Source organism: Micromonospora sp. CNZ299, assembly GCF_002754415.1.
The window spans coordinates 4,456,800-4,470,166 of record NZ_PEFG01000001.1 but is presented as its reverse complement, the minus strand read 5'-3'; the positions used below and the strand labels follow the sequence as shown (position 1 = coordinate 4,470,166).

General features: G+C 73.1%; 13 protein-coding genes. 7 read left to right on the top strand and 6 right to left on the bottom strand.

What is annotated here, in order from left to right:
• Positions 1–2 precede the first annotated feature (2 nt).
• The gene (locus tag CLT68_RS20220) at positions 3–632 is read right to left on the bottom strand and encodes an MBL fold metallo-hydrolase (protein WP_099852947.1); all 630 of its coding nucleotides are present in this window, start codon (positions 630–632) and stop codon (positions 3–5) included.
• On the bottom strand, positions 629–1,717 hold the full coding sequence (locus CLT68_RS20215) for an S-(hydroxymethyl)mycothiol dehydrogenase (protein ID WP_099852945.1): 1,089 nt from the start codon (positions 1,715–1,717) through the stop codon (positions 629–631). Before CLT68_RS20215 ends, CLT68_RS20220 begins: the two co-directional genes overlap by 4 nt.
• Positions 1,718–1,900: 183 nt before the next feature.
• On the opposite strand from CLT68_RS20215, the gene CLT68_RS20210 reads away from it, so the two are divergent.
• The 3 genes from CLT68_RS20210 to CLT68_RS20200 all read left to right on the top strand — a co-directional run bounded on the left by CLT68_RS20210 (position 1,901) and on the right by CLT68_RS20200 (position 5,067).
• Entirely contained in the window at positions 1,901–2,323 is a 423-nt protein-coding gene (locus CLT68_RS20210) for a hypothetical protein (RefSeq protein WP_099852943.1), read from the top strand.
• A gap of 20 nt (positions 2,324–2,343) precedes the next feature.
• A complete protein-coding gene (locus tag CLT68_RS20205; RefSeq protein ID WP_199177096.1) occupies positions 2,344–3,525 on the top strand; it encodes a low temperature requirement protein A in 1,182 nt (393 codons plus the stop codon).
• 81 nt (positions 3,526–3,606) lie between these two features.
• Positions 3,607–5,067 carry a cryptochrome/photolyase family protein gene (locus CLT68_RS20200; RefSeq protein ID WP_099852941.1) on the top strand — a complete coding sequence of 487 codons (1,461 nt, stop codon included), beginning with the start codon at positions 3,607–3,609 and terminating at the stop codon, positions 5,065–5,067.
• 12 nt (positions 5,068–5,079) lie between these two features.
• Here CLT68_RS20200 and CLT68_RS20195 read toward each other — a convergent pair whose 3' ends face one another.
• The 4 genes from CLT68_RS20195 to CLT68_RS20180 all read right to left on the bottom strand — a co-directional run bounded on the left by CLT68_RS20195 (position 5,080) and on the right by CLT68_RS20180 (position 8,560).
• Positions 5,080–5,991, bottom strand: a complete 912-nt coding sequence (locus CLT68_RS20195; RefSeq protein WP_099852939.1) for an SDR family NAD(P)-dependent oxidoreductase — start codon at positions 5,989–5,991, stop codon at positions 5,080–5,082.
• 23 nt (positions 5,992–6,014) lie between these two features.
• Entirely contained in the window at positions 6,015–7,532 is a 1,518-nt protein-coding gene (locus CLT68_RS20190; protein ID WP_099852934.1) for a flavin-containing monooxygenase, read from the bottom strand.
• A 90-nt stretch (positions 7,533–7,622) separates the two neighbouring features.
• Positions 7,623–8,081, bottom strand: coding sequence for a hypothetical protein (locus CLT68_RS20185; protein WP_099852932.1), 459 nt, complete (start codon positions 8,079–8,081; stop codon positions 7,623–7,625).
• Complete coding sequence (locus CLT68_RS20180; protein ID WP_099852929.1) at positions 8,081–8,560, bottom strand: hypothetical protein; 480 nt, start codon at positions 8,558–8,560, stop codon at positions 8,081–8,083. The genes CLT68_RS20185 and CLT68_RS20180 overlap by 1 nt, the downstream gene beginning before the upstream one ends.
• Positions 8,561–8,604: 44 nt before the next feature.
• Here CLT68_RS20180 and CLT68_RS20175 point away from each other — a divergent pair, with 44 nt between their 5' ends.
• The 4 genes from CLT68_RS20175 (at position 8,605) to CLT68_RS20160 (ending at position 13,345) form a co-directional block, all read left to right on the top strand.
• On the top strand, positions 8,605–9,582 hold the full coding sequence (locus tag CLT68_RS20175) for a helix-turn-helix transcriptional regulator (RefSeq protein ID WP_088947921.1): 978 nt from the start codon (positions 8,605–8,607) through the stop codon (positions 9,580–9,582).
• A gap of 93 nt (positions 9,583–9,675) precedes the next feature.
• The gene (locus CLT68_RS20170; RefSeq protein WP_158240903.1) at positions 9,676–10,308 is read left to right on the top strand and encodes an ATP-binding cassette domain-containing protein; all 633 of its coding nucleotides are present in this window, start codon (positions 9,676–9,678) and stop codon (positions 10,306–10,308) included.
• Complete coding sequence (locus CLT68_RS20165; protein ID WP_099852923.1) at positions 10,305–11,582, top strand: extracellular solute-binding protein; 1,278 nt, start codon at positions 10,305–10,307, stop codon at positions 11,580–11,582. Before CLT68_RS20170 ends, CLT68_RS20165 begins: the two co-directional genes overlap by 4 nt.
• Positions 11,579–13,345 carry an ABC transporter permease subunit gene (locus tag CLT68_RS20160; RefSeq protein ID WP_099852921.1) on the top strand — a complete coding sequence of 589 codons (1,767 nt, stop codon included), beginning with the start codon at positions 11,579–11,581 and terminating at the stop codon, positions 13,343–13,345. The genes CLT68_RS20165 and CLT68_RS20160 overlap by 4 nt, the downstream gene beginning before the upstream one ends.
• Positions 13,346–13,367: the final 22 nt, after the last annotated feature.

Sequence of the window (13,367 nt, the reverse complement as noted above, 5' to 3'; positions counted from 1 at the left end):
GCTCAGTGGCCGCGGTCCAGCCACTCCTGCAGGTGCGGCGCCTCCGCGCCGATCGTGGTGTCGTCGCCGTGACCGGTGTGCACGACCGTCTCCGACGGAAGGGTGAGCAGGCGGGTGCGGATCGACCGGACGATGGTGTCGAAGTCGCTGTACGAGCGCCCGGTCGCACCCGGCCCTCCGGCGAAGAGCGTGTCGCCGGTGAAGACCACGCCCATGTCGGGGGCGTGGAAGCTGCATGCGCCGGGGCTGTGCCCGGGGGTGTGCAGCACCCGCAGCGTCGTGCCGCCCACCTCGATGTCCTGCCCGTCGTGCAACTCGCCGTGCGGCGGCAGGTGCGGGTGGACCATGTCCCACAGCACCCGGTCGGCGGCGTGCAGCAGCACCGGCGCACCGGTGGCCTCGGCCAACCCCGGTGCCACCCGGACGTGATCGTCGTGGGCGTGCGTCGCCAGGATCGCCCGGACCTGACGGTCACCCACCAGGGCGAGGATCGCGGCCACGTCGTGCGGCGCGTCCAGGACGACGCACTCGCGGTCGTCACCGATCACCCAGACGTTGTTGTCGACGTCGAACGTCTGCCCGTCCAGGGAGAAGGTGCCCGAGGTGACCGCGCGGTCGATCCGGGCGGTCACGGGAACACCACCACCGAGCGCAGGACGTCGCCGTGGTGCATCCGCTCGAACGCGTTCTCGACCTGGTCGAGCGCGATCTCCTCGGTGACGAACGCGTCCAGGTCGAGGCGGCCCTGCAGGTACAGATCGGTGAGCATCGGGAAGTCCCGGCTGGGCAGGCAGTCGCCGTACCAGCTGGACTTCAGCGCACCGCCGCGCCCGAAGACGTCCAGCAACGGCAGCTCGATCTGCATCTGCGGGGTCGGTACGCCGACCAGCACCACGGTGCCGGCCAGGTCCCGGGCGTAGAACGCCTGCTTCCACGTCTCCGGCCGACCCACCGCGTCGATCACCACGTCGGCGCCGAAGCCGCCGGTGGCGGCCTGGATCGCCTCGACCGGGTCGGTCTCCGAGGCGTTCACTGTGTGCGTGGCACCGAACTGACGGGCCCAGTCCAGCTTGCGGCTGTCGGTGTCCACCGCGACGATCGTCGTGGCGCCGGCGAGAACCGCACCGACGACCGCGGCGTCTCCGACACCGCCGCAGCCGATCACCGCGACCGAGTCGCCGCGGGTGACGTTGCCGGTGTTCATCGCCGCGCCCAGCCCGGCCATCACACCGCAGCCGAGCAGGCCCACGGCGGCCGGCCGGGCGGCCGGGTTGACCTTCGTGCACTGTCCGGCATGCACCAGGGTCTTCTCGGCGAACGCCCCGATGCCCAGCGCCGGTGCGAGTTCGGTGCCGTCGGTGAGGGTCATCCGCTGGGTGGCATTGTGGGTGTTGAAGCAGTACCAGGGGCGACCCCGGCGGCAGGCACGGCAGACCCCGCAGACCGCGCGCCAGTTGAGGACCACGAAATCACCCGGGGCGACGTCGGTGACGCCCTCGCCCACCTGCTCGACGACACCCGCCGCCTCGTGGCCGAGCAGGAACGGGTAGTCGTCGTTGATGCCACCCTCGCGGTAATGCAGGTCGGTGTGGCAGACGCCGCAGGACTGGATCCGGACAACGGCCTCAACGGGGCCGGGATCGGGCACCACGATGGTGGTGACCTCGACCGGTGCTCCCTTGCTGCGGGAGATGACTCCCCGGACTTCCTGGCTCACTTCGCCTCCTGCTGGTGGTCTGCGGCAGGGCCGGACGCCGGGTGGGCGAATGTGCCACGGGCTCGGCGGTGGGCCCCCGGCGAACCTACCGCGACCACCACGGTCAGCCCAGCCGGCCCGGCGGTTATCGCTGGCGGTCCGGGGTACGCGGGCCGCATTCGACCACGGCCATCGGGAGTGACCATGAAGCTCGCACACCTGCCGTTGCGGGTCAGCATCGGCGCGTACGTCCTCAACTCGGGTCTGGGCAAGCGCAACCTGGAGGGCGCCGCCGCGGAGGGCATGCACGGGATGGCGGTCGCCGCCATGCCCCAGCTCGGCCAGTTCGAGCCGGCGCGCTTCGCCAAGCTGCTGTCGTACTCGGAGATCGCGCTGGGGGCCGCGCTGCTCGCGCCGTTCGTCCCGGCGCCGCTGGCCGGGCTCGGCCTGACCGCGTTCGGCGCGGGCCTGGTGCAGCTGTACCTGAAGACGCCGGGGATGCGGGAGCCCGGCAGCGTACGCCCGACCCAGCAGGGCTCGGGGCTCGCCAAGGACATCTGGCTGGTCGGCGCGGGGCTGACCCTGGTGCTGGAGGGGCTGACCCACCGCCGTCGGTGGCACCGCTGAGCCCGGCCTGAGGAGCGGCGTTGACCGTCTCCCGTTCGGTGCGGCCGTTCTACCGGCCGATGCGACCTCGTCGCCGCGACGAGCCGCACCGCGCGGCCACGCCGCTGGAACTCTTCTTCGACCTGTGTTTCGTGGTGGCGGTGGCACAGGCCGCCAGCAGCCTGCACCACGACGTCGCCGAGGGGCACCTCCGCCATGCGGTGACCAGCTACCTCATGGTGTTCTTCGCGATCTGGTGGTCGTGGGTGAACTTCACCTGGTTCGCCTCGGCCTACGACACCGACGACGACGTCTACCGGATCACCACGCTGGTGCAGATCTGCGGAGCGCTGATCCTGGCGGCCGGGGTGCCACCCGCCTTCGCCGGCGGCAACTTCACCGTGATCACCTACGGGTACGTGGTGATGCGGCTGGCCGCCGTCGTGCACTGGAGCCGCGCGGCGGCCGGTGATCCCCGGCACCGCGCGGCGGCGCGTCGCTACGCGATCGGCGTGAGCGTGGTGCAGGTCGGGTGGCTGCTGCGGCTGTTGCTGCCCGCGGAGTGGGGCATCGCGTCGTTCGTGCTGCTGGTGCTGGCCGACCTGCTGGTGCCGGCGGTGGCCGAACGCCCGGGGATGACCCCGTGGCACCCCCGGCACATCACCGAGCGGTACGGGTTGTTCACCCTCATCGTGCTCGGTGAGGCGGTCCTGGCCATCTCGATGGCGATCCAGACCGGGCTCGACGCCGGCGAGCACGACCTGTGGTCGCTCGCGGCGGCCGGCGCCGTCATCGTGTTCGCGCTCTGGTGGCTCTACTTCGACCGGCCGATCGAGGCGCCCGACCGGCTGCCGTACTCCTTGATCTGGGGTTATGGCCACTACCTGGTCTTCGGCGCGGTCGCCGCGGTCGGCGCCGGCCTGGGCGCGACGGTGGACGTCGAGCGGCACCTCGCGCACATCTCCGAGACCACCGCCGGGTACGCGGTGGCCATCCCGGTCGCGGTCTTCCTGCTCACGATCTGGGTGCTGCACGTGCGCCGGCACCAGCACGGCGCGGTGGTCGTCGCCTTCCCGGTGGTGGCGCTGCTCGCACTGCTGGCGCCGCTCGGCCCGGCCCCGGTGTACGTGCTCGCGGCCCTGCTGGTCGCCCTCGTGACGCTGACCGTGCTGCTGCGCGGCCGCGACCTCGGACCCGCAGCGACGGTGTCCGACCCGGCCTGACCCGACGCCGCGCGGAATCCGGTGCCCGAACTGCCGGACCGGCGTCGGTTGCGACGGCCGGAAAGTGGGCAGAATTGCGGCATGTATCGCCGCCGATGGTTGCTGGCCGACCAGCTCGGGCCACACTTCCTCGACGACCCCGATCAGCCGGTGCTGCTGGTGGAGATCCGAGAGCTGTTCCGCCGACGGCCGATGCACCGGCAGAAGGCTCATCTGATCCTGTCCGCGCTGCGCCACCGGGCGGCCGAGCTGGGCGACCGGGCGCTGCTGCTGCGGACCGGCACGTTCCGTGAGGCGCTGGCGCGGGTCGCCGAGCCGGTGGAGGTGTGTCATCCGCACTCCCGGGCGGCCCTGCGTTTCGCCCGTTCGGTGCCGGAGCTGACAGTGCTGCCACCTCGCGGGTTCATCACCAGCCGGGCCGACTTCGCCGGCTGGGCGGACCGCCCCCGGCGTGGCCCGCTGCGGGTGGCCGACTTCTACCGGTACGCGAAGCGGCGGCACGACATCCTGACCGCGCCGGCCGCAGCGGCCGGGCCGGGGCGTCGACCCCGCGCCGAGGGGCGGGACGCGTCGGCGGTGTCACCGCCGCCCCCACCGATCGTCGAGGACGACATCGACGCCGAGGTCCGCCGCGACCTGGACCGCTGGGCGGCCGACGGGGTGCGGTTCGTCGGCCGGGACGGCCCCCGGCGGCACCCGGCCACCCATGCCGAGGCGCAGGCCCGGCTGGCGCACTTCCTGACCCACCGGCTACCGGTGTACGGCCGCTACGCCGACGTAATGAGCGGCGACGACCCGGTGTTCGCGCACTCGGTGCTGTCGTCCTCGTTCAACCTCGGGTTGCTCCACCCGGAGCCGGCCGTGCGGGCCGCCGAGCAGGCGTGGCGGGACGGGACGGCCCCGCGGACGGCGGTGGACACCTTCGTCCGGGGGTTGCTCGGCTGGCGGGAGTTCCTCTGGCAGCTGTACTGGTACTTCGAGCCGCGCTTCCGGGGGGCGAACTGGCTGGCCGCGACCGAGCCCCTGCCGGAGTGGTTCGCCGAGTTGGACGCCGACGCCGTGGAGGCCCGCTGTCTGGCCGACGTCCTCGGCGGCGTCCGGGACCGGGCGTGGACCCACCACACGCCCCGACTGATGGTGCTGGGCAACTACGCGTTGCAGCGCGGCTGGCGGCCGACCGAGCTGGCGGACTGGTTCCAGCGCTGCTTCGTGGACGGCACCGACTGGGTGATGAACGCGACGGTGATCGGCATGAGCCAGTACGCCGACCTCGCCCGGCTGGACACCCGCCCGTACGCGGTGGACGGCACCGACATCGACGAGATCAGCGACTACTGTGCCGGCTGCCGCTACGCACCCGAGCAGGCGCTCGGCGAGCTGGCGTGCCCGTACACCGGGGGTTTCGAGAGTTTCCTGCACCGCAACCGGGGTCGGTTGGTGGGTGACCCGCGGCTCGCCGCCGAGCTGGCCCGCCGCGACGAGCCGGAGCACCGCGAGGCGGTGCTGGCCCAGGAGGAGAAGCGGGGCAGCACACCCCCGTGACCGGGACGCCGGTCACGCCACCTCACGAGCCGGGTCGACAGCGGCGTCGCCGGGGCGTTGCGCGGGTACGCCGGGGGTCGGCGGCGCCGGACGGACGACGCCCCGGTTCAGACCGGTGACCAGAAGCCGGTTGTACGAGGCCGGCAGGACCCGGGCCAGCAGGTCGGGCAGCTTCGCCGACCAGCCGATCAGCACCCGGCCCCGACGCCGCTCGACGCCGCGCAGGATCACCTCGGCGGCCCGCTCCGGCGAGATGGTGAGCAGCTTCTCGAACTGCGCCCGGCCGGCCGCGTACTCCTCGTGTGAGACGCCGCTGCCGATCCGGGCGTTCTCGGTGATGCGGGTGCGGATCCCGCCGGGATGCACCGACGTCACCCCGATGCCGTCGTCGACCAACTCGTGGCGCAGCGCCTCGGTGAAACCGCGCACCGCGAACTTGCTCGCCGAGTATGCGGTCTGCCCGGCCGGCGCGATCAGCCCGAACAGGCTGGAGATGTTGACCAGGTGCGCGCCCGGCTCCGCCTTGAGGGTGGGCAGCAGCGCGTGGGTCAGCTGCACGACGGCCCGGAAGTTGACGTCGATCACCCAGCTGAACTCGTCGAACGTCACCTGGTCGAACCGCCCGCCGAGGCCGACGCCGGCATTGTTCACCAGCAGTCGGACGCGCGGGTGACGCTGACCGATCTCTGCGGCCACCTGGGCGGTGGCCGTCACGTCGGCGAGATCCAGCAGGTACGTGTGCACCTGGCGGCCCGGGTGGTCGAGGCGGATCGCGGCGGTGACCGCCTCCAGCCGCTCGGCGTCACGGTCCAGCAGGACCAGATCACTGCCCCGGCGGGCCAGCGCGTGCGCCAGCGCCGCGCCGATGCCGCTGGCCGCGCCGGTGACCACGGCCGTGGCGCCGGCGAAGTCGAACCTCTGCACGATGGGTGCTCCTCTCCGGGCGGTTACCTACGAGCAGACGGACTGGTCGGGACGGGACGCTGGACGCCGGCGGGTGCGGCCACCTCGCCGGCCCGGCTGAAGCGCACACCCTCGTCGGTGAGCCGGCCGTGCCGCATCAACAGCACGTCACGGGCGTAGTTCTGGTGCAACCGCCACGGCGCGGCCGCACCCTGCTTGGGCAGGGCGTCAACGGCGCGCAGCACGTAGGAGGAGCGCAGGTCGATCAGCGGCACCCGCCGCGCGTCGGGCGGCGGGAGCGGGGTGACGACCTGCTGACCGGTGCGGTCCAGGTGCCGCAGCAGCCGGCAGACGTACCCGGCGACCAGGTCGGCCTTGAGCGTCCACGACGCGTTGGTGTAGCCGATGGTCAGGGCGAAGTTCGGCACGCCGGAGAGCATCATGCCCTTGTAGGCGACGCTGTTCGCCAGGTCGACGTCGACGCCGTCCACGCGCACTGTCAGACCACCGAGGGCCAGCAGGTTGAGCCCGGTCGCGGTGACCACGATGTCGGCGGGCAGCTCGTCGCCGGAGGCCAGCCGCACGCCGTGCGCGGTGAAGGTGTCGATGGTGTCGGTGACCACCGACGCCCTGCCCTGCGCGACGGCCGTGAACAGGTCGCCGTCGGGTGCCACGCAGAGCCGCTGGTCCCACGGGTCGTAACGGGGCGAGAAGTGCCGGTCGACGTCGTACCCGACCGGAAGCCGGCCCCTCGCGGCCCGGCGCAGCACCCGCTTCACCAGCCTCGGCGCACGCCGGCTGAGCTGGAAGTTGACGGTGGACAGCAGCACGTTCTTCCACCGCACCACCGGATACGCGGCCTTCGCCGGCAGCCGGCGCCGCAGCGCGTCGGCCAGCCGGTCCCGCGAGGGCAGCGCCATGACGTACGTGGGTGAGCGCTGGAGCATCGTGACGTGGGCGGCCCGCTCCGCCATGGCCGGCACCAGGGTCACCGCCGTCGCGCCGCTGCCGATCACCACCACCCGCTTGCCAGCGTGGTCGAGATCGTCGGGCCAGTGCTGTGGGTGCACCACCTGCCCGGCGTACGCGTCGAGACCGGGCAGCGCCGGGGTGTAACCCTCGTCGTAGCGGTAGTAGCCGGTGCAGGCGAACAGGAACGCGCAGGTCAGCACCACGGTTTCGGCGGTGTCGGTGCGCTGGGCGTGCACCGTCCAGCGGGCGGCGGCGCTGTCCCAGTCGGCGCGCAGCACCCGGTGCCGGAAGCGGATGTGCCGCTGCACGTCGTACTCCCGGGCGGTCTCCCGCACGTACTCCCGGATGGTCGTGCCGTCGGCGATGGCCTTCGGGGCGGTCCACGGCTTGAACGAGTAGCCGAGGGTGAACATGTCCGAGTCCGAGCGGATGCCCGGGTAGCGGAACAGGTCCCAGGTGCCGCCGACGGCGTCGCGCGCCTCCAGCACCGCGTACGTCTTGTCGGGGCAGTCACGACGAAGGTGGCAGGCGGCCCCGATGCCGGACAGGCCGGCACCGATGATCAGCACGTCGACGTGGTCGGAGGCCAAGGCGTTCCTCCATCCGGGGCGGTGGACGGACACTAACACCGCACCCGGATGGCCGGAAACTGCCGCGAGACCCCCCGCCGTCTCGCGGAGTTAGGAGGACGCCTTGGTGAAGGTCATGATCCAGTTGGTCTCCCAGGTCTGCTCACCGTCGGTGGAGAACGCCTGCTCCCAGCGGGCGGTGGTCGCGCTGATGTCCGACCAGACGAACCGGCAGCGCACCGGCCGTCCCTCGTGCTGGTCGTCGGCGTAGAAGCGGCCGACCCCGTCGACGAAGCGGCCCACCATGGGCGGCTGCCCCAGCACGCCGGTGTCGCTGCTCATCCAGTAGATCGCCCACTCCTGCCCCACGGGGTCGAAGATCCGGATCGTGGCGCCGGCCGAGCCCCTGGTCGGGAAGGTGATCTCGTCGAAGTGACCGCCGCCGGCGAAGAAGCCGTGCGCGACCGACACCCCGGGAAACTCCTCCCACTCGTCGGAGCCGACCAGGCGCTCGCGCAGCCGCCGGTTCACCACGTTCCAGGTGCCCACAAAGAAGTCGAAGTCGCCCATCAGCGGCCCACCGGCCCTTCCGCTCGCGTGTCACGCAGATAACCGATCAGATTCGGGCTCGCCGGCGTCAGCATGTGCCGGACCCAGGCGGCCCGCTCGTGCTCCAGCACCGCCAACTCCCAGACGCAGCCCACCGCCGGGCGGCGTAGGGGGACGAAGTGCGCCGGGTCGTCGTCGGGACAGTCCAGCGCCGGCTGCCCGGCCGCGGCGACACGGACCTCCACCGCGTTGTCCCACACCCAGGTGTACGCCAGCAGGTAGGCGCCGGTGTCCGCGCCCCGGTGCAGCACCACCCACCCGGCGGCCGGGGTGCCGTCGTCGACGACGTCGGCCAGCAACGCCGGCAACAGGTCGTACGCGGCCTTCTCCACCTCCGGCTCGATCGGCCGCTCCGGCTGGTCGACGTGGTAGCGCTTCAGTTGTCGACCGTCCACCGTGATCGGTCCCGGTGTTTTCAGATCCTTGTCGCGAAAAGCCATGCCGGGACCGTACGAGCGCTCCCCTGACAGCTAGTGTCAGTGAAGTGCGGGCCAGTCGACTCCTTTCCGTCCTGCTGCTGCTCCAGTCACACGGTCGGTTGACCGCCGCGCAGCTCGCCGACCGGTTGGCCGTGTCCCCCCGCACCATCTACCGCGACGTGGAGTCGCTGCACGCCGCCGGCATCCCGCTCTACGGAGAGGCCGGGCACGCCGGCGGCTACCAACTGGTCGACGGCTGGCGGACCCGCCTGACCGGGCTGACCGCCGACGAGGCCGACCGGCTCTTCCTGGCCGGTCTACCCGGCCCCGCCGACGAGCTGGGCTACGGCGACGTGGTCGCCGCGCTGCAACTCAAGCTGCACGCCGCCCTCCCCGCGCCGCTGCGCGACCGGGCCGCCCGACTCCAGCAACGCTTCCACCTGGACACCCCCGGCTGGTACGCCGACGGCGACGCCTCCCCCGAGCTGGCCCGCACGGCCGAGGCGGTCTGGCGGCAGCACCGCGTCGAGGTGCGCTACCGCGGCTGGAACGGTGAGGTGACCCGGGTGCTGGAGCCGTACGGCCTGGTGCTCAAGGGTGGCCGGTGGTATGTGGTGGCCGACCAGCCCGGCCGGGGCTCGCCGGCGACGTACCGGGTCAACCAGATCCTCGCGCTGACCCCCCTGGCGCAGGAGTTCGACCGACCCGCCGACTTCGACCTGCCGGCCTGGTGGCGGGCGCACGTGGTGCGGTTCCGCGCCCAGCTGCACCGCGACGAGGCAACCGTCCGGCTCTCCCCCGCCGGTCGCCAGCGCTTGCGGGAGATCGGCAGCGATCCGGTGGTGACCGCGGTGGACGCCAGCGCCGGGCCGCCTGACGCACGTGGCTGGGTGACCGCGGTGCTGCCGATCGAGTCGCTCACCCATGCCCACGGTGACCTGCTGCGCCTGGGCGCCGACGTCGAGGTGCTGACCCCGGTGGCGCTCCGCGAGCGTCTGGCCGCCACGGCGGCCGGGCTCGCCGCGCTCTACGGGCCGGGCTGAGAAGCTCCGCCATCTCCACAGTGGAGGTGGTGAGGACATCGATTGTCGGCACGATGTGCCACCCTGGGGACGTTCGCCCAGCGGTCACCGGAGGTGAGGGCCACGTTACGGCTACGTGCACTGGTCGCCGTCCCCGGCACCGGGCCGGTGACCCTCGACGTCCCCGCCGGCACCCTCGGCGCCCTGGTCGCACCGCCCCGGTTCGGCACGGCGGTCGCCCGGGTGCTGGCCGGGCTCGCCGCCCCGGTGACCGGTCGCATCATGGTCGGCGACCGGGACGTCACCACCCTGCCGCCGCCGCGCCGGCAGATCGGCTACGTGCCCGCCGGTGGCGCGCTGCTCCCCCAGCTCACCGTGCGTCGCAACATCGAGTACGGCCAGCGCAAACGCGAACGGGTGCACGAGGTTGCCGACGACTGGACGGCCACCGTTGTCGACCGTCTCGAGCTGGCGTTCTCTCTCACCCTGCTGCCGCACCAGATCAACGCCGCCCAGCGGTTCCGGGTGGCTCTCGCCCGGGCGGCTGCCTGCCTGCCCGAGGTGCTCGTCATCGACCTGCCGGCCGGGTCGGCGGGCGACAGCGCCCTCGGTGACCTGATGCCTCGACTCTCGCCACCGGCCTCCCCCGGGGTGGCGGTGCTGGTCTGCACCGCCGACCCGGCCACCCTCGCCGAGATCCCGGTGCGCCACGAGCTGGTCACCGAGCCGAGCGAGGCAACCCCATGACTCCGACCGTCCGACTGGGTCGCCGTACGCTGCTGCGGGCCGCCGCCGCGGGCGCTGCGGCCCTGGCCGCAGGCTGCTCCGGCGGGACCCGGTCGGTGCAGGTCGCGGTCGTCTGGAGCACCAGCGAGCTGGACCGGTTCCGCGAGGTCGTCGCCGACTACCCCGGCGACGTGCAGGTGGTCAGCGCCGGCAACGACATCGACGCGTTCCTGCGGGCCCGGCACCTGGCCGGCACCAGCCCGGACGTGGCGATCCTGCCGCGCCCCGGCCTGGTCACCGAGTACGCCCAGCGCGGCTGGCTGAGCCCGGTGCGCCCGTCCACCGAGTACGCCGTGCCCGACGCGCTGGGCGAGCTGCTGACCGCCGAGGGCCGGCGCTACGGCGTCTGGGTGAAGGCGGCGCACAAGTCACTCGTCTGGCACCTGCCGTCCGTGCTGTCCGAGCAGCCGGCCAACTGGGACGAGCTGGTCGCGCTCACCCGCCGGCTCGGTGCCGCCGCCCGGCGCGACGGCGGCCCGGCGCCCCTGGCCATCGGCGCGGCGGACGGGTGGGTGCTGACCGACTGGTTCGAGAACGTGCTGGCCGACGTGGCACCCGAGAGCTACAACATCCTCGCCCGTCCGGACGCCGACTGGCAGGCCAGGCCGGTGCGCGACGCCCTGGGTCGGCTCGCCGAGCTGTGGAGCGTCGACGGCGCGTTCCTCGGCGGCGGGCGTCGGGCCCTGCTCACCCAGTACGAGGAGTCGGTGATCCAGGTGGTGCACACCCGGCGTGCGGTGATGCTCTTCGGGGCCGACTTCACCGCCGACGTCGTCGGCCCGTTCCAGCGGGGCCCGGAGGCACCGACCACGTTCCCGTTCCCGGGCGCCCGGCCGGGCGGCGGCCCACTGATCGTCGGCGGGGACGCCGCGGTGGCGTTCACCGGCGCCCAGGGCGGGGTCGAGTTGGTCGAGTGGCTCACCAGGGCCGGCTCGTTCGGGCCGTGGCTGCGCGCCGGCGGCTATCTCTCGCCCAACACCAACGTCCCGATCAGCAGCTACACCGACCCGGTCGGCCAGCAGTTGGCCCGGGAGATGCAGGCGCCCGGCACGTTGCGTTTCGACCTCTCCGACCAGCTGCGCGGCGCGTTCACCGGCTCGGACGGGGTCGGCATCTGGCGGATCATGCAGGGCTTCTTCGCCGACGTCACCGACGGCGTCGGCGCCGACGAGGCGATCCGCCGCGCCACCGGTCAGCTCGCTCTGGCGGCCCGCAGCCCGGGTGGCGGCCGATGAGTCAGGTGCGGGTCCTCGGCGAGCTGGCGGTGCTCGACGACGTCGGGCCGCCCCGGCGCGGCCGGGCCTATCCGGCGGCGGGGGCGACCTCCGCACTGTTGCTGCCGGCCGCGGTGCTGCTCGGTGGGCTCGTGCTCTGGCCGGTGCTGCGGACCATGCACGCCAGCGTCACCACCGGTGGCCGCTGGGTCGGCGCGGAACACTTCCGCACCGCGCTCGCCGCCCCGGGCACCGGCGCGGTGGTCGGCCGGACGGTCCTCTGGGCACTGCTGGTGCCGGCGGTCGTGACGGCACTGGGCTATCTGCTCGCCGCCGCCTCCCGCCGCTCCCAGGAGGGCGGGCTGGTCCGGTTGATCCTCCTGGTGCCGGTGGCGTTGCCCCTGGTCGTCACCGGGGTGACCTTCCGGCTGATGTACGACCCGGACCCGCGCCGAGGGCTGGCCACCCTGGTCGCGGCCCGGCTGACGGGCCGCTCGTACGACGACGCGCCGCAGCTGCTCGGGCCGGGGCTGGTCACCGTGGCGCTGATGTCGGCGTTCGTCTGGGCCTGGGTGGGGCTGGCCGTGCTGGTCTTCCGGTCCGCGCTGGACGCGGTGCCGTCGAGTCTCGCCGACGCGGTCCGCGCCTACGGCGGGGGGCGTCGGCATGTCCTGTGGGACGCGCAGTGGCGGCCACTGCTGCTGCGCACGACCGCTGTGGTGTTCGCGTTGGTGGCGGTCGGCACCAGCCGCACGTTCGACCTGATCCTGGTGATGACCCCCGGCTCGGTCCGGGACGAGGCCTCCGTGCTCGCGCTGCGGATCTGGCAGACGTCGGGCGGCACCACGACCGGCGACGGCGCGGCGCTAGGAGTGGTGTGGCTGGTGGCTGTCGTCGGCGGGATCATGGTGGCCGCGCTCTTCGTCCGACAGGCCTGGCCCCCGCCGCGCGCCGAGGCGGCCCCGGAGCCGGGCCCCGTCGCCCCGCCCCGACGGGTGTTCCGGCTGCTCGCGGCGGGCGCGGCGATCGCCTGGCTGGTGCCGCTGGGGGTGCTGGTCGCCACGTCGGCACACGGCAGGGTGGACGCCGCCGCGCGGGGCTGGTGGTCGGCGCCGCCGAACGGCGAGTCCTACCGCGACCTGGTCACCGGCACCGAGCTGTGGCACACGCTGGGCTTCACGCTGCTCCTGGCCTCCGCGGTCACCGCAACGGTGCTGGTGGTCGCGCTGTTGGCCGCGTACCCGTTGGCCTGGTTGACCGGGCCGGCCGCGCAGGCCACCGGGCTGGTGCTGCTGGCGGCCAGCGTCGTGCCGATCCAGGTCATCGCCGGGCCGGTCAACGAGGTGCTGGGCCTGGTGCTCTCCTCCGGCACGGCCCAGGGCCTGGCCCTGGTGCACATCGCGCTGGGTGTGCCGTTCGCGGTGCTGGTGCTGCGCAACGCGTTCGCCGACCTGCCGGTCGAGCAGGTGCGCGACGCCCGGCTGGGCGGGCGTCGGTGGTGGCACACCCTGCGCCGGTTGGCCCGGCACAACCTGTCGGCGGTGGTGGCGGTCTCCGTGCTGGAGTTCGTCCAGGTCTGGAACGACCTGGTGGTGGGTCGGCTGTTCAGCGGGCCGGGGGCGTCGCCGCTCGGCCCGTTCCTGGCCGAGCAGACCCGCAGCTTCGTGAGCAACAGCGGCGCGCTGGCGGCCAGTTCGGTGCTCGCCTCGGTGCTGCCGGTGGTGCTGGTGGTGCTGTCACGGCGGCACCTGGTCGCCGGGCTCGTCTCTGGAGGTGTCCGCTGACCCGGCCGGGCGGTGGCCGCCG